Here is a 16,997-nt window from a genome sequence, read left to right as displayed (position 1 = left end):
TTCATTCCTCTCCCTTGAGTTTCTTTATCACTCCGGCTAAGGCGTCCGGCGTGAACACACGCAGGCCCAGATCCGGTCGGAAACCGTGAATTTCGCTCACGTCCAGTGCGCGCATGAACGTCATAATCTCGGGGCTGATCACCTGCCCCGGTACCAAGATCGGAAACCCCGGTGGATAGGGGATGATGAAGCTGGCCGAAACCAGTTCATCGCCCTTCTCAAGGCGTTCAATCAGCGTCTCGTCCAGATCGAGGTAATCGCAATTGTCCTCGTCGTAGGCGAGGAAGAACGCCTCCCGGATGTCGCCTTCGGGCGTGTCCTTGCCTGCACGGAAAGCGTCGTGGAACCGGCTGAAATCGGGCAGTGGCGGCACATGCTCGATCAGCGCCGCGACGCGGTTCTCGAATGATCGCCGCTCCATCTTCGACGCATCGTCGAGTAGATCGTCCAGCTCATTGGCAATCTCGACGAGAACCTCAATCAGATAGGCAACGGAACTGCGCGTCGTACCAATATTGGTCATGAAGAGCACGGTGTTACGTGAGGTCTTGTTGATCTGGATCCCATATTTATCCATCAAGATCTTTGTCTTGAACGTATCACCGTCCCAACCCGTGCCGCCCACGGCCAGCGTGATGCGGGTCGGGTCGAGGACGAATTCGTCCTGATTCCAGACCGACCACTTGTCCGTCCAGCCCTGCGCCGGGTCGTAATAGCTCTCCATCCCGCTTTCGCGATAGCCATCAGGGATCATGTCGCCCGCCGTCAGCACGCGGAAGTACTTCTTCAGAAGCGGGTGCGTCATGATCGCCCGGCGGATCGCCATCGCGCTTTCCACTTGCCGCTGTACGAACTCGAACCCTTCTAATTCGACCTGCCGCCGTCCCACGTCGAGCGATGCTATGATCTGATAGTTCGGGCTGGTAGAGGTGTGGGTCATGTAAGCCTCGTGGAAGGCCTGCTCGACCTCTCCTTTGAAGTCTTGATCGTTAACGTGGATCATCGAGCCTTGCCGCAACGACGTCAGGGTCTTGTGCGTCGATTGGGTGGAATAAGCCCGCACCCTTGCATCCGGCGGTGGGACCAGCCGGGTGTTGAGCATCGTTTCCTCGTCGGCGCCCTCCAGCTCGGCCTGCTGGCGCTCCCAGGTCTCAGCCGTTTCCGGCAGGCGCAGGGTTTCCCGCAAAGTATTGGCCACACCCATGGCCGTGCGCTGACGGTATGTCGGACTGAAACGCGCGAAGCCAAACCATGCCTCGTCCCAAAGGAAAATCAGGTCCTTCTTAATCGCGAGACATTCTTCCATGACGCGCTGCACATTGTAAACCAGCCCATCGAAGGTACAGTTCGTCAGCAGAACCATTCGGACGCGGTCAAGCTTCCCGGCTGCTTTAAGCTTCAGCAAGTGATGTTTGATCTCCCGCACGGGCACGGCGCCGTACATCGAATATTCGTGCAGCGGGTAGCTGTCCATGTAGACGACATTTGCCCCTGCCAGAACCATCCCATAATGATGGGATTTGTGGCAATCCCGGTCGACCAGCACGATGTCTCCCGGCCGCACTAGCGATTGCACGACTATCTTATTACAGGTCGAGGTGCCGTTGGTGGCAAAGAAAGTGTGCTTCGAGCCGAACGCACGCGCGGCCATGTCCTGCGCTTCCTTGATCGGGCCTCGCGGTTCCAGAAGGCTGTCGAGGCCTCCGGACGTAGCCGAGGTCTCGGCCAGGAAGATGTTGGGTCCGTAGAAGGCCCCCATGTCCTGAATCCAGTGACTGCGCGAGATCGACTTACCCCGGCTGATCGGCATGGCGTGAAAAACGCCGGTCGGCTGACGCGAATATTCTTTGAGCGCAGTGAAGAAGGGCGTCTTGTAGCGCCGGTTCACACCGCGCAGGATATTCAGGTGAAGTTCGAGGAAGTCTTCCTGGTTGTAAAACACCCGCCGGCACCGCCCCAGATCAAGACCGGCGATATCCTCCGCTGAGCGGTCTGTGATCAGGTAGGCGTCCAGTTCGGGACGAATCTTGGCAATCAAGCGGCAGGCCTCTGGCCCGTATTCGTGCGGCTCGATCGCGTCAACTTCCTCGTCCTCCCGGAAGTGGTTCAGGTACTGGCTAAGAATGGGCAGCTCATTGCGGGACTTCAGAGTCAGACCCGGCCGAACAACGACCGCTTGCACGTTGTAATTGAAGAGAATTCCGATCAAAGCATCCTCGAGCGAGGGCACCACAACCGGCTCGTATATGAAGGGGTCTTCAGGTCGGCGCATACGCATGAGACTGTGGCGCAGGAAGCGGTCCTGATGTTCGTTGACGTCATCAACTATCAGGACTTCGAAATAGGGCCGCCCAAGGGAGCGCGCCTCCGGGCTTAGCGAGGATTCGTCTTCGAAATCCTCCGAGTCGACCTCATCCGCGCCGAGCGGAATGCTCCGCCGCCGGTAGGCCCCCGAGGTCAGCGCACGTGCCACCCGGCGGACGGCGATCGAAAGGTCCTCGATATTACCCGCATGCAGCAGTCGTCGCAGATGGTCGAAGGCATGTGCGCCGGGGAAAGCCCAGTACCGTTCAATTGGCTCCAGCGCCTCAAACAGGGCTTCGGCCGTTGCAATAAGCTTCTTGCCCTGCCGGCCATCGACACCATGCCTGTGCAGGCCTTCTGCGGCCTCTCGCAAGGCGCTCCATCGATCCGACCTCAGCTGCGTCGCGCTGTAATAATCCCGGATAGAGCCCAGTTTCGAATCGTTCGCGTGCGTTTTCATTTATTGCCTCCCCCAACGGCCCAGGCTTTTTGCCCGGCCGCCCTCTTCAGTCAGCTCCCGTCTTGCCGTGGAAAACGGAAAAGTTATTCGGTGGGACCGACGGCGTCTCTACATAACCGAGCGCGGTTCGCGGATCCCCCGCCTGCATTCCCCGGCCGGAACCCTTGCGGGGCATCTCAAGCGGCCCCAGCGTGTGCAGATAGCCGTCGATGCCGCTTGCCCGGTTGTAGACACTGAATTCCGCATCGCGATCGCGGAAGCTCTTCAGAACCTGCCCCAAACCCTTGATTCCGGTCTCGCGTTGGCGACGCACCTGGTCGAGGTCGACCTCGATCGGGAACATGTCTTCCTGTCCCGCCGATTGGTGCAACACGGTCGCCGCCGGATCCACCACTATGGACCGCCCCACCCCGCCTGCGGCCAGACCGTTCACGTCGAAGACATAGCACTGGAATTGCGCCGCCGTAGCCCGTGCTATGGCCAGTTCGGCATCGCGGTCAGTTGTGCCTGTCAGAACCGGATGCAAAAGGACTTCAACGCCCTGGCTGGTCAACTGGCGTGTGGTTTCGGGGAACCAGATGTCATAGCAGATCGACAGGCCGAACCGACCCATCTCGGGCACATCGAAAACGCAGAACTCGGTCCCCGCGGCGATCCCAGCCTCGTATGGCCGGAAAGGGAACATCTTGGAATATTTCGCGACGATATCGCCGTCGGGATTGATCACCACGGAGGTGTTGAAGATGCGCCCGTCTTCGGTCTTTTCGAACATCGAACCGGGGATTAGCCAGATCCCGTAGCGCCGCGCGTCTTCCTGGAACTGCGACAGGGCATCGTTTGGGAAGGGCTGGGCGAACTTATCCAGCGGGCCATAGGGCGCCAGCTCCGAGAACAGGACCATCTGAGTCCAGGGAAACCGCGCCATTAGCACATCGATCCTGTGCCGCATCGCCTCTACGTTCGAATGAAGGGCCGCGACGTGCATTTGCACACCGGCGATCGCGAAAGGGGTCATTATTTGCTTTCTCCGTTGGCAGAGGGACTGCTCAGCACCCCTGCGGCTTGGTTCATGGTGGAGCGTCGCGCGCAATGGCCCGCGATGCGTGGGTTCGTGCATGTAAGCGTACTACAGCAACTTGTGCGCGACTAAGTGCATAACTGATCGCCGCACGCTAGCGCACGACGAGCACGGGACGATCCGCGTGGCGCACGACCCGGTCGGCGTGCGATCCCACGAGGAAGGTCATCAATTCGTCCGGCGGATGCGAGGCCATGACGATCACATCTGCACCTAGGTCCCTGGCGGCGGACAGGATATGCTCCGGCACATGGCCGTGACCCACATGGGCCTCTGCCTTCGCCCCAGCCGGGAGCTTTTCGGCGATGAAGGCATCGAGATCCGCCTTCATCTTCTGGAGTGCCCTTTCTTCGAACCCATCAGGCAGGTAAGAGGCAATTGCGGCTGCGCCAAGGTCATGAACGATGCCCAGCAGGTGCAGCGTGCCGTTGGTTCCGGAAAGCTTGAGCCCCATGGGCAGCGCCTTCTCCCAGGACGCCTGATGGTTCAGATCGATTGGCAAAAGCACATTGTCGAACATGGTCAGGCCTCCTTCATGCCTTGGCAGGTTGCGTGTACGCGCGACGGCGCTGCAGCACCACCACGAGGGCCAGAAGCAGCAGCGCGGGCAGATACATCAAGTACTTGGTCGGCTGCGATGCTGGTGTCTGTACCGCGACGATTTCCTGATCCCAGTCGAGCCCAGCAGCCTGCGCCGCGCTACCGAAAGCGACGTTGTCGATCATGATCTTGCCGCCGTTGTCGAGGTATTCGATCCCCGCCGTCATCAACCTGTCAGCTCCGGTATCGCCCTCAGGCACAGCAAGAACGGCAGTAAAGGTCACCGGATCTCCCACAGCATTCAGCCCGTCGATGGTCAGACGGATGTCCTGCCCCACCTCCGTGGCGGCCATCGCCTGCTCGATCTGAGCTGGCGGCACATTGTTGAAGGGCGGTGCCACCATGTCCATCCAGAAACCCGGGCGGAACAGGGTGAAGGCTATTAGGAGAAGCGCGAGGGTCTCGTAAATTCGGTTGCGCGCAAGGAACCAGCCTTGCGTCGCAGCCGCGAAGAGAAGCATCGCCAGTGTTGCCGTTATAAAGACGAATATCCCCTGTGCCCAGCCCACATCGATAAGCAGCAGATCAGTGTTGAAGATAAAGAGGAACGGCAGGGCGGCGGTCCGCAGACTGTAAAAGAATGCGACCACCCCTGTGCGGATAGGGTCGCCGCCCGAAACGGCGGCGGCCGCGAAACTGGCCAGGCCAACCGGTGGGGTAACGTCCGCCATGATGCCGAAATAGAAGACGAACAGGTGCACTGCGATTAGAGGAACGATCAACCCGTTCTGCTGGCCTAAGGTCACAATGACCGGGGCAAGTAGGGCCGAGACGACAATGTAGTTCGCCGTAGTCGGCAGACCCATGCCGAGGATCAGCGACAAGATCGCCGTCAGCACGAGAATCGCCATGATGTTGCCGCCCGATAGCACCTCAACCACGTCCGCCAGCGCCGAGCCGACTCCGGTCTGGCTGACAGCGCCCACGATGATGCCGGCGGTCGCGGTCGCAATGCCGATCCCGATCATATTGCGCGCGCCGGCTTCCAGCCCTTCTAACAGTTCGCGAACGCCGCGCGAGACGGCACCGGCCACGCTGCCTTCGCCGCGGAACATCGCTTCCAGCGGGCGTTGTGTTACGAGGATGAAAATCATGAAGGCCGCCGCCCAGAAGGCCGACAGGCCCGGCGACTTGCGGTCCACCATGAGTGCCCAGACCAGCACCACCACCGGCAGCAGGAAGTGCAGGCCCGCGCGGATCGTCGGCCCCGGCGGTGGCAGCTTGGTCACCGGCGCGTTAGGGTCTTCCATCTTGAGGCGCGGCTGTTTGCAAGCAACGTAGAGCAACGCGATATATACGACCGTCAAGCCGCCGAACACGATCCAAGGAGCAGCTTTCCCGAAGGCAGGACGAATCCAGCCCATTGTGTAGTAGACCCCAAAGGACAGCGCGCAAATGACCGCTATAGTGAAGGCGAGGCTGATCAACCAGGCGACCAGCGGCTTGGGTTCGACCGCGCGTGGCAGCCCCTGCATGTTCGCCTTCATAGCTTCAAGGTGCACAATGTAGACGAGCGCGACGTAGGAAATGACCGCAGGCAGGAATGCGTGCTTGACCACGTCAAAATAAGGAATGCCGACGTATTCAACCATCAGGAAGGCCGCGGCACCCATGACGGGCGGCATGATCTGCCCGTTCACGGAAGATGCGACCTCTACCGCGCCGGCTTTCTCGGAGGAGAAGCCCACTCGCTTCATCAGTGGAATCGTAAACGTCCCCGTGGTCACCACGTTGGCGATGGAAGAGCCCGAGATGAGCCCGGTCATGGCCGAGGAAACGACCGCCGCTTTTGCCGGTCCCCCACGCATATGACCCATAAGCGAGAACGCGACCTGGATGAAGTAATTACCCGCCCCCGCCTTGTCGAGGAGCGAGCCGAAGAGGACGAACAGGAAGACGAATGAGGTCGACACGCCCAGCGCGATACCGAAGACGCCCTCCGTGGTGATCCACTGGTGGTTGGCGACCACGCCCAACGACTTCGCGCTATGGGCGATGATGCCGGGCATGTAAGGCCCGAGGAACGTGTAGGCTAGGAAGACTGATGCCACGATGGTCAGCGCAGGGCCGAGCGCGCGCCGCGTGGCCTCCAGCAGCAAGATCATGCCGATGACGCTGATCACAAGGTCCTGCGTAATTGGAGCACCTACCCGGCTCGCGATGCCATCATAGGCGAAAAAGATGTAGAGTGAGGTGATTGCGCCCACGATGGCGAGCGCCCATTCCCAGGGCGGGACCCAATGCTTTGGTGATCCCATGACAATAGCTGCCACCACGGCGGCTGCGACCAGAATGATCCACCACCCCGCGCCCAGACCGCCGATCCCGATGATGAAGAGAAACGCCAGCAGAATCGGAATTCCGATCCCCAGCAAGAGCTGGAACGGTGTGCGTGCCGCCGGATAAGCGGCGTAAGCGAGAAAAAGAGCAAATGCCAGGTGGAAGGCCCGTGCTTCGGTATCGTTGAAAACGCCAAAGCCCACCATGAATGGAATGGGCGAGGCGATCCAAAGCTGGAATAGCGACCAGAAGATCGCGACGATGGTGATGAACCGGGCAACCGGTAGAGACGGGCTGCGGCCGCCTGTGTCGGAAGAGGCAACCAGTTCGTCGAGTTCGGATTGGTTCAGAGCGACCTGCCCTGCCGCCTGTGTCTGATCCTGATCTGTCATGGCACGTCCCCCGTGTCGGCACCGCTCGTACACCATGCGACGGTGCTATTTTCTGGTGGGCGGCCCCGTCGCGCGGGGCCTCCCCTTGTCGTCACGCCAGATGATGGATCACTGGATCCAACCTCTCTCGCGGTAGTATTTCTCGGCACCCGGGTGCAGCGGCGCACTCAGCCCACCTGAGATCATGTCCGCTTCCTGCAGGTTAGCAAACGCCGGGTGCAGACCCTTGAAGCGATCGAAATTATCGAACACGGCCTTAACAACGGTATAAACAACATCGTCGGGCACGCTGGCCTTGGTCACGAAGGTCGCCTTCACTCCGAACGTTTCGATATCTGCGTCATTGCCCTTATACATGCCGCCTGGAATGGTCGCCTTGGCATAGTACGGGTTTTCAGACACCAGTTTGTCGATGGCCGGGCCGGTCACCGGGATCAGCTTGGCATCGGTAGTGGTGGTCGCTTCCTGGATGGAGCCGTTCGGGTGACCCGCAGTGAAGACGATTGCGTCCACCTTGTTGTCGCCCAGAGCTGCCGATTGCTCGGCCGACTTCAGCTCTGAGGCGAGCGAAAAGTCGTCGATGCTCTTGCCCATGGCGTTTAGCACGACTTCCATCGTGCCACGCTGGCCGGAGCCCGGGTTGCCCACGTTTACACGCTTGCCAAAGAGGCTGTCGAAGTCAGTCGCGCCACTGTCGGTGCGCGCCACGACAGTGAACGGCTCGGGATGGACCGAGAACACGGCGCGCAGATCGCCGACCTGCTTGCCCTCGAACTCAGAAGATCCGTTATAGGCGTGGTACTGCCAGTCCGACTGCGCGACACCCATATCCATGTCGCCCGCCGCGATGGCATTGATGTTGGCAATCGAGCCGCCGGTGGAGGGTGCCGTGCATTTCAGCCCGTGATCGGCCGACCCGCGGTTGACTAGGCGACAGATCGACTGTCCCACCACGAAGTAAACGCCGGTCTGACCACCCGTCCCGATGGTTATGAAACGCTCTTGTGCGGCCGCAGCGGTGGCCGATACTGCAAATGTGACTGCAACAACAGCCTTGATAAACTTGTTCATGTGTCTCCCTTTCTTGCGCTTTCGTATACTAGTCTGGCAAAGCGCTACCCTGCGCAGGCTAACAACTTAGAAATGTTGTTCAAGCCAAATGCAGAAAACCGACCGAACATGCCACGTTTGCGACGTCGCGCCAGCTGTTCAAAAAGTCAGCACCCCGCGGCAAGCCTAAAAACTGGGCGGCGTACAAGCACTTATTACAACACACTTTTTATCTCCAATATTGTGGAACCGGTGCGGAATCGTGCTGTCGAACAGATACCCATCACCAGGGTTCAGGACTCGCACGACATCGCCGACGGTTACCTCGATAATGCCCTCAATCACGATCCCGGCCTCTTCGCCTTCATGGCGCAACATGTCTGGCCCCGTATCGGAACCGGGCGGGTAGACTTCGTGGAGCATTTGGAGGGAGTGGCGCGACGCCTCCCCCACTTGTCGGAGCGACACGCGCTCCGACCCACTCCCGAGGCCAAGCTCCTGCGGCGAAAGCTCGATCAGCTCGTCGGCGGTGTAGAAATATTTCGGCGTGCCGGCATCCTCAACCTCAATGAAGAACTCCGACATAGTCATCGAGATTGCGTCCAGCAGGCTTTTCAGAGACGCAACGGACGGGCTGGACTTGTTTTGTTCGATTAGGGAAATCGCCGCGCTCGTCAGGCCAGCCCGGCTGGCAAGGTCACGCTGTGACATGCCCTTGGCCTCACGTATCGCTCTGAGTCTGCCGCCAATATCCATCTGCGATTCCCCTTAAGGGTCGATAAGAAAACTTGACTTGTGAATGTATGCCTCGTCAAGCCTTTTATAAATTGTTGTTTTTGCGAGAATTATTCGCACTCGAAGTTGAGATTGACAAATATACTCGCCAGACGGTAAATATTTTTAACGCCCGCATGAACCGGAGTGACCAGACATGCCCGCAAAGAAAACCCCCACCAAATCCAGCCCCCGAAAGAAGAACGCAAAGGCCCGTGCTGCTGCGCAACAGCAGGACAACGCCGCTCTCTGGGCCCGCCGTGAGACCGCTGTCGCCCGTGGCGTGGGATCGGCTGCGCCGGTCTTTGCCGCCCGCGCCGAAAACGCCGAGCTCTGGGACGTCGAGGGCAAACGCTATATTGACTTCGCAGGTGGCATCGCTGTGCTGAACACCGGCCATCGCCACCCCAGCGTGATCGCCGCGGCCAAGGCACAGGAAGACCTGTATACGCACACCTCGTTCCAGGTCGTGCCTTATGAGCCCTATATCGCCCTGGCCGAGAAGCTGAACGCGCTGGCGCCGGGCGATTTCGCCAAGAAGACACTATTGGTCACCACTGGTGCCGAGGCCGTGGAAAACGCCGTCAAGATCGCCCGCGCCCATACTGGGCGCCCCGGCGTGATCGCGTTCACCGCCGGATACCATGGCCGTACACTGCTTACGCTCGGCTTGACCGGCAAGGTCAATCCTTACAAAAAGGACGTGGGCCCTTTCCCGTCCGACATCTTCCGCGCCCCGTTCCCGGACACGCGCGCCGGACTCACGGTGAGTGACAGCCTGCGCGCATTGGAAACCCTGTTCCTGACCGATGCACAGCCCGACCGCGTGGCAGCAATCATTCTGGAGCCGGTCCTGGGCGAAGGCGGCTACCACCCCGTTCCGACCGAAATGTGGCAGGCGCTGCGCGCGATCTGCGACAAGCACGGCATCCTTCTGATTTCCGACGAGATCCAAGCGGGTTTTGCCCGAACCGGCACGTGGTTCGCCATCGAGCATTCCGGTGTCGCGCCGGACCTCATCACCTGTGCCAAGTCGATGGCAGGCGGCTATCCTGTCGCTGGTGTCATTGGCCGCGCGGAGGTAATGGACGCGCTGGAACCAGGTGGTCTGGGCGGCACCTATGGTGGCAACCCGGTGGCTTGTGCGGCGGCTCTCGCCGCGATCGAAGCGATCGAGTCCGAGGATCTTCTGGCCCGCTCGACCGCGCTTGGTGATACCATGCGGGCGCGCTTCGCCGACATTGGCGCCCGCGTGGCCCCCTTCCGGATGTGGGATATCCGTGGCCTTGGTGCGATGCTGGCCGTTGAGTTCGTGACCGATTTCGGCACAGCCACGCCCGATGTTGCCCTGACCAAGTCAGTCATCGCTCACGCGCTGAAACGCGGGTTGATCCTCCTGTCCTGCGGCATGCATGGCAACGCCGTGCGCATCATGGTACCGCTGACCGCGTCCGACGCGATCATCGAAGAGGGTCTTGCTATCTTCGAGGCGGCGCTGGCCGACGCGATGGCTGACGAAATCCGCCACGCCGCGGAGTAACATGACACGACAGGCGCGAGGCTCCGGTCTCGCGCCTTTTGCAACATCACTTTTCCCCCCTAGACTGCGGATGCTATCATTCGACAACCCCGCAGGAGATGCCTCATGTCGCACATCTTTCCCCGTCACACACGTCAGCAACCGCCGGTCGCCGTGGGCGGGGATGGATGCTACTTGATCGACAACAATGGCAAACGCTACCTCGATGCCTCCGGCGGGGCGGCGGTGTCTTGCCTAGGCCATTCCGACCGTACCGTGGTCAATGCGATCAAGACCCAAATCGACCAATTGGCCTTTGCCCACACGGGCTTTTTCACTTCGGAGCCAGCGGAAAAACTGGCCGATCTACTCATCGCCAATGCCCCGGGGGAACTGAACCGAGTCTATCTCGTTTCCGGGGGGTCCGAGGCGACCGAAGCCGCTATCAAGTTAGCCCGGCAGTACTGGGTCGAAAAGGGCGAGGCGAAACGCGGCCGCCTGATCGCCCGTAAGCAGAGCTACCACGGCAACACCATCGGCTCGCTCTCCGCGGGCGGCAATGAATGGCGCCGCGCGCAGTTCGGACCGCTCCTGCTGGACGTTAGCCATATCGATCCCTGCTACGAATATCGCCACAGGCGCGACGATGAAACCGCCGAGGACTACGGGCTGCGCGCGGCGCAGGCGCTAGAAGAAGAAATCCTGCGCCTCGGCCCGGAAACCGTCATGGCATTCATGGCAGAGCCCGTCGTCGGTGCCACGGCGGGCGCACTGGCGCCAGCCCCCGGATATTTCAAACGCATCCGCGAGATCTGCGACAAGTACGGCGTGCTGCTCATTCTCGACGAGGTGATGTGCGGCATGGGCCGGACGGGCAGCCTCTTCGCCTGTGAACAAGACGGCGTTGCGCCGGATATCGTCTGTATCGCCAAGGGCCTCGGCGCGGGCTATCAACCGATCGGAGCCATGCTCTGCACCTCCGAGATTTACGGCGCCATCGAGGCAGGGTCCGGGTTCTTCCAGCACGGGCACACCTATGTGGGACATCCCACCGCCGCTGCCTGCGGGCTGGCTGTCGTTGGCTCGATCCTGGAGCGCGACCTCGTGGCGCGGGTGCGTGAACAGGGCGACAAACTGGCCGCACGGCTCGAAGACCGATTTGGCCAGCACCCCCATGTGGGAGACCTGCGCGGGCGCGGCCTCTTCCGCGGCATCGAACTCGTGGACGACAAAGATACAAAGGCACCGTTCGATCCCGCCAAAGGCGTCGCTGGAAAGGTCAAGAAGTCGGCCTTCGAGGCCGGGCTGATCTGCTACCCGATGTCGGGCACAATCGACGGCAAGACTGGCGATCACGTCCTCCTGGCCCCGCCGTTCATTATCGAGGACGGCCAGTTGGATGAGTTGGTCGACAAGCTGGCCGGCGCGATTTCGGCGGCGATCTGATGCTCCGCGAACAACAGCGCTATGCAACCTTGGTGGGATGCTCGGTCATAGCGCTTGTGTCCTTGTTGGGTCTCGCGTTCCACGGGTGGTTTCGGCTGCCACTAGCTCTGTTCGGTGGCCTAACGGCTTTGGGCATTTATGACGTCACGCAGCGCAAACATGCCATACTGCGCAACTATCCCATTCTGGGCCACATGCGCTTCCTGTTTGAAGGCATCCGCCCGGAGATCCGACAATACTTGATCGAAAACGACGCCGACGAGGAACCGTTCTCCCGCGAGCAACGCAGCCTCGTCTACCAGCGGGCCAAAGGGGTAGAGGACAAACGCCCTTTCGGCACACGCCGCCGGGTCTACGACGCGGGTTACGAATGGCTGACGCATTCCGCCCAGCCCAAGAAGATCGATGATTTCGACTTTCGCGTTCCGATCGGTGGCCCGGCCTGCAAGCAGCCCTACAACGCCTCGTTGTTCAACATCTCCGCGATGAGCTTCGGCGCGCTTTCGGGCAACGCCATCCTCGCGCTGAACAAGGGCGCCAAGATGGGCGGTTTTGCCCATGACACCGGCGAAGGCAGCATCAGTCGCTACCACCGCGAAGGCGGCGGCGACTTGATCTGGGAGATCGGCTCGGGCTATTTCGGCTGCCGCACGAAGGACGGCAGGTTCGATCCCGCGAGCTTTGCCGAGCAGGCCGCCGACCCGCAGGTCAAGATGATCGAGCTCAAGATGAGCCAGGGCGCCAAACCTGGCCATGGCGGCATGCTGCCCGGCGCAAAGATCACCCCGGAGATCGCCGAGGCGCGCGGCATCCCCATGGGAATCGATTGCGTCTCGCCCGCCTCGCACCCCGAGTTCTCGACCCCCATCGAGATGATGGAGTTCGTCGGCAAGCTGCGCGAGTTGTCGGACGGCAAGCCCGTCGGCTTCAAGCTGTGCATCGGTCACCGGCGCGAATTCATGTGCGTGGTCAAGGCCATGCTGGAGACGGGCATCGCTCCCGATTTCATCGTGGTGGACGGAAAGGAAGGTGGCACGGGCGCCGCGCCGGTGGAATTCGCCGACCACATGGGCATGCCGCTGGTCGAGGGGCTGACCTTTGCCCACAACACCCTGCGCGGTGCCGGGCTCCGCGACCAGGTCAAGATCGGCGCTTCGGGCAAGCTGGTTTCGTCCTTCGCCATCCTCAAAGCCATCGCGCTCGGCGCCGACTGGGCCAATTCGGCGCGCGGTTTCATGTTCGCCGTCGGCTGCATCCAGGCGCAGGCCTGCCACACCAACCATTGCCCGGTCGGCGTGGCCACGCAGGACCCGCATCGCTCGCGCGCGCTGGTGGTGCCGGACAAGGCCGAGCGCGTGGCGCGCTTCCACAAGAACACCATGCATGCCATCGGCGAGCTAACCAGCGCCGCAGGTCTCTTGCACCCGGGCGAGTTCCTACCCTTCCACCTGCTGCTGCGCGAAGGCGATCGCACCATGGTGACGGGCGACGAGATCTATCCCTACATGCCGGTCGGCTTCCTGCTGAACTCGGGTGACGAGGATCCGCAGGGATACCGCAAACGCTGGCGGCGCTCCTCTGCCGACAGCTTCCAGCCTTTCGATACAGAGACTAGGCGCGGCGCATGACCGATTTCGACTTTACGCCCATGACGGACGCGGCCTGGCCTGTCGAGGTCACTGACCTGCGCGACGGCTTTGCCGGGGCACTCAACGTCTACCGCGTCATGGCGCACCACCCGGCCCTGCTGCGCGCCTGGGCCCCTTTGCGCGAGCACATCGTCAACCAGACGACGCTCGGCCCGCAGCTGTCCGAGGTCGCCATCCTGCGCACCGGCCACCGGCTTGGATCGTCCTACGAATGGCAGCAGCACATTGACCGGGCCCGCCGTCGCGGTCTGAGCGATGCGCGCATTGCCTCCATCGCCGGACCGTGCGAAGACATGGCGCTGCAGGACGCGCTGATCGCCCGCGCGGTCGACGAACTGATGACGGACCACAGGCTGTCGCAGGCCAGCATCGACGGCATCGCCCGCGACTTGGGCAAGCTGGCGGTTCTCGACCTGATCGCCACCGTCGGCTTCTATTCCGTGCTCGGCTACGAGCTGAATTCCTTCGACGTCCCCCTCGACGACGACATCGCCGAGGTGCTGCGCCAGACCCCGTTGAACCCGGGCGGCCACTGACGGCGTCTGACCAAAAACACCTCATACATAGAAAGGTGACCCATGCTGAAATCCGTGACCGGACTGAAAGACCTTCTCAAGGACCCGGCGATCCTCAGGACCCAGGCGTATATTGCCGGCGAATGGGTGGACGCCGATGACGGCGCCACTTTCTCGGTGTCGAACCCCGCGCGCGGCGATACCATCGCCGAGGTTGCTGACGTGACCCGCATCGAGACCGCCCTAGCCATCGATGCCGCCTACATAGCGCAGAAGGACTGGTCCAAATGGACAGGCAAGGAACGCGCTGCCGTCCTGCGCAAGTGGTTCGATCTGATGGTCGAGAATGCCGACGATCTCGCCACGATCCTGACCGCAGAACAGGGCAAACCACACGCCGAGGCCCGTGGCGAAATCCTCTATGGGGCGAGTTTTGTCGAATGGTTCGCCGAAGAGGCCAAGCGCACCTATGGCGAAACCATCCCCGGTCACCAGCGCGACAAGCGCATCACCGTCATCAAGCAACCGATCGGAGTCGCCGCCTCAATCACGCCGTGGAACTTCCCCAACGCAATGATCACCCGCAAGGTAGGCCCGGCGCTGGCCGCGGGCTGCGCCTTCGTGGCCCGTCCAGCAGCAGAAACGCCCCTTTCGGCGCTGGCTTTGGGGGAACTAGCGGAGCGTGCGGGTATCCCTAAAGGCGTGCTGTCGATCATCCCCTCGTCCCGGTCCTCGGACATCGGCAAGGAATTCTGCGAGAACCCAAAAGTCCGAAAGCTGACTTTCACCGGCAGCACGGAAGTAGGGCGCATCCTGTTGAAACAGGCTGCCGATCAGGTCATGAAATGCTCGATGGAACTGGGCGGCAACGCTCCATTCATTGTCTTCGACGACGCCAATCTGGACGCCGCGGTCGAGGGCGCGCTGATCTCCAAGTATCGCAACAACGGCCAGACCTGCGTCTGCGCCAACCGCATCTACGTGCAGGCCGGCGTCTATGATGCCTTCGCCGCCAAGCTCAAGGACGCGGTAGAAGCGATGCCGGTAGGCGACGGCCTCTCTGACGGGGTACAGCTTGGCCCTCTGATCAACGAGGAAGCGGTTGCCAAGGTCGAAGAACATGTTGAGGACGCTATCGCCAAGGGCGGCACCGTCATCTCCGGCGGCAAGCGGCACGATCTAGGCGGCACATTCTTTCAGCCGACCATCGTCACGGGCGCAACACGTGAAATGGCCTTCGCGCAGGAGGAAACCTTCGGCCCGCTGGCACCATTATTCAATTTCGACACTGTCGAAGAGGTTATCGATCTGGCCAACGACACGATATTTGGCCTCGCCGCCTATTTCTATGCCCGCGACCTGAGCCGCGTCACGCAGGTTCAGGAGGCGCTGGAATATGGCATGGTGGGTGTGAACACTGGGTTGATCTCAACCGAGGTGGCGCCCTTTGGCGGGGTCAAGCAATCCGGACTGGGCCGGGAAGGCAGCCACCACGGCATGGATGAATTCATGGAGATGAAATACATCTGCACCTCCGTCTAAGGGCTGTAGCGTCGCAGTGTCATTTAGTGTCCGCAATTTGACAGAATAGGAAGCGGCGGCTTTTGAGGAGTTGCCGCTTCGCGAAACCGAGATGACATCTTTCCCCTCGTGCTATTTGTATCGCATTTATCCGGTGAATGCTGGGAGACGCATACGAACCAAGTAGTCTTCTGGGAGAGGTGGGAATTCGAAACACAAAGACGAGAAACTTCATTTCCAAGGAAACTGGATGGCACCAACAAAGCCGAAAACAGAGTTTTCAGTTTACAGCCTCTACGTAAGCCTTTGAGATAAGGCCGTGAACAAAGGTAGTACGTTTACAATATTATTACGTAGTTACAGAGCGAAGCGCCGGATTGCAAATCCGTGTACACCGGTTCGATTCCGGTACTCGCCTCCATTAAAATCAAGTACTTAACACCACTTTCACCCTCCAAAATCGCCATACACACTTGATACACACTTTTGAAAGTGTGCTGCTGTGCGTATTGGGGCTGAATCACTGTGTTGAACACAGTGATTTGGAACAGTGACGCAAACACAGTTCTTGCAACACATTGTTTGAAGACACGCGTGGGAAGTTTGAAGACACGCGTCGGAAGACTGTTGGGAAGCTTAAGTTCGAAGCGAGCATTCACGGCTCTTTGTGCGAACGGTCGAATTGCTTCAACCGGCGGGAATTCATTCGGCCATCGGCAGTGTCAGCCCCGGGCATCCAAGACAGCACGCTCAAATTTAACGCACTTGCAAACAGGTTGTGCAGGTCCTGATCTACAACCGTCACACTATTGAAATCACTTGATGAACGCCTCCGCTTGAACAATATTTACGTGGGGGAAACCTATGCCTAAATCGCCTCGATTGAACAGCGTTGGTGTGTTTCTTGTTGCGGCTTTGGGTCCGCTAATGTGGGCTGGAAATTTTGTCGTAGCGCGCGCCCTTCATGAAGCTATCGAACCATTCCAGTTGAACTATCTTCGTTGGGTCGTTGCCGGAATTGTCTTGTTGCCGTTCACTGTACGCAATTGGCCGCAAATCGCCGCCGCTTGGGCGAGCCATCCTCTACAGATGCTAGCACTCGGGTTCTTGTCTGTAACGCTGTTCAATTGGCTCGTTTACTCCGGGTTGCATCATAGCCCCGCCTCTACTGGTGGCGCGATCTTTGCCCTCTCTGCACTACTCATACTGTTCATCTCCCAAGTCTGGCACGGGCGGCGGCTGCAAGCATGTGAGATACTTGGCGCTGTAATTGCTTTCTCGGGTGCAACTCTAATGGTTTGGCAGGATGTTAAGTGGGCCATAGTCGATACAAGTATTTGGGGACCGTCGCTACTATTAGCTGGCTCATTTATTTGGGCAATTTACACAGTGTGCTTACGCCGATGGAT

12 protein-coding genes are annotated in these 16,997 nt (G+C 60.1%); 6 read left to right on the top strand and 6 right to left on the bottom strand.

All coding sequences use genetic code 11. The features are described from left to right. Position 1: 1 nt before the first annotated feature. The 6 genes from MGEO_RS15370 to MGEO_RS15345 all read right to left on the bottom strand — a co-directional run bounded on the left by MGEO_RS15370 (position 2) and on the right by MGEO_RS15345 (position 8,920). On the bottom strand, positions 2-2,764 hold the full coding sequence (locus MGEO_RS15370; protein WP_085639752.1) for an aminotransferase class I/II-fold pyridoxal phosphate-dependent enzyme: 2,763 nt from the start codon (positions 2,762-2,764) through the stop codon (positions 2-4). Positions 2,765-2,810: 46 nt separating this feature from the next. Next, positions 2,811-3,779, bottom strand: a complete 969-nt coding sequence (locus MGEO_RS15365; RefSeq protein WP_085639749.1) for a carbon-nitrogen hydrolase family protein — start codon at positions 3,777-3,779, stop codon at positions 2,811-2,813. A 157-nt stretch (positions 3,780-3,936) separates the two neighbouring features. Further along, positions 3,937-4,362 (bottom strand): universal stress protein, encoded by a 426-nt coding sequence (locus tag MGEO_RS15360; RefSeq protein ID WP_085639746.1) that lies wholly within the window; start codon positions 4,360-4,362, stop codon positions 3,937-3,939. Positions 4,363-4,375: 13 nt separating this feature from the next. After that, positions 4,376-7,114, bottom strand: a complete 2,739-nt coding sequence (locus MGEO_RS15355) for a TRAP transporter permease (RefSeq protein ID WP_085639743.1) — start codon at positions 7,112-7,114, stop codon at positions 4,376-4,378. A gap of 108 nt (positions 7,115-7,222) precedes the next feature. Further along, positions 7,223-8,185: a TAXI family TRAP transporter solute-binding subunit gene (locus tag MGEO_RS15350; protein WP_085639740.1), complete on the bottom strand. Its 963-nt coding sequence runs from the start codon at positions 8,183-8,185 to the stop codon at positions 7,223-7,225. A gap of 165 nt (positions 8,186-8,350) precedes the next feature. Further along, positions 8,351-8,920: a cupin domain-containing protein gene (locus MGEO_RS15345; protein ID WP_085639737.1), complete on the bottom strand. Its 570-nt coding sequence runs from the start codon at positions 8,918-8,920 to the stop codon at positions 8,351-8,353. 175 nt (positions 8,921-9,095) lie between these two features. Between MGEO_RS15345 and gabT the strand changes: the two genes are divergently transcribed. The 6 genes from gabT to MGEO_RS15310 form a co-directional block, all read left to right on the top strand. Then, positions 9,096-10,478 (top strand): 4-aminobutyrate--2-oxoglutarate transaminase, encoded by a 1,383-nt coding sequence (gene gabT / locus MGEO_RS15340; protein ID WP_085639734.1) that lies wholly within the window; start codon positions 9,096-9,098, stop codon positions 10,476-10,478. Positions 10,479-10,583: 105 nt separating this feature from the next. After that, a complete protein-coding gene (locus MGEO_RS15335) occupies positions 10,584-11,903 on the top strand; it encodes an aspartate aminotransferase family protein (RefSeq protein ID WP_085639731.1) in 1,320 nt (439 codons plus the stop codon). Next, positions 11,903-13,531, top strand: a complete 1,629-nt coding sequence (locus MGEO_RS15330; protein ID WP_085639728.1) for an FMN-binding glutamate synthase family protein — start codon at positions 11,903-11,905, stop codon at positions 13,529-13,531. Before MGEO_RS15335 ends, MGEO_RS15330 begins: the two co-directional genes overlap by 1 nt. After that, positions 13,528-14,088 carry a carboxymuconolactone decarboxylase family protein gene (locus tag MGEO_RS15325; RefSeq protein WP_085639725.1) on the top strand — a complete coding sequence of 187 codons (561 nt, stop codon included), beginning with the start codon at positions 13,528-13,530 and terminating at the stop codon, positions 14,086-14,088. Before MGEO_RS15330 ends, MGEO_RS15325 begins: the two co-directional genes overlap by 4 nt. Positions 14,089-14,130: 42 nt before the next feature. Next, positions 14,131-15,609 carry an NAD-dependent succinate-semialdehyde dehydrogenase gene (locus MGEO_RS15320; RefSeq protein ID WP_085639722.1) on the top strand — a complete coding sequence of 493 codons (1,479 nt, stop codon included), beginning with the start codon at positions 14,131-14,133 and terminating at the stop codon, positions 15,607-15,609. Between the two features lie 843 nt (positions 15,610-16,452). Further along, on the top strand, positions 16,453-16,997 hold a 545-nt coding region (locus MGEO_RS15310; RefSeq protein WP_143746279.1), incomplete at its 3' end, for a DMT family transporter.

The sequence above is a fragment of the Marivita geojedonensis genome, assembly GCF_002115805.1.
Classification (GTDB): Bacteria; Pseudomonadota; Alphaproteobacteria; order Rhodobacterales; family Rhodobacteraceae; genus Marivita; species Marivita geojedonensis.
Note: the sequence above shows the minus strand (reverse complement) of the source record. Positions and strands in the feature narration are given on the sequence as shown.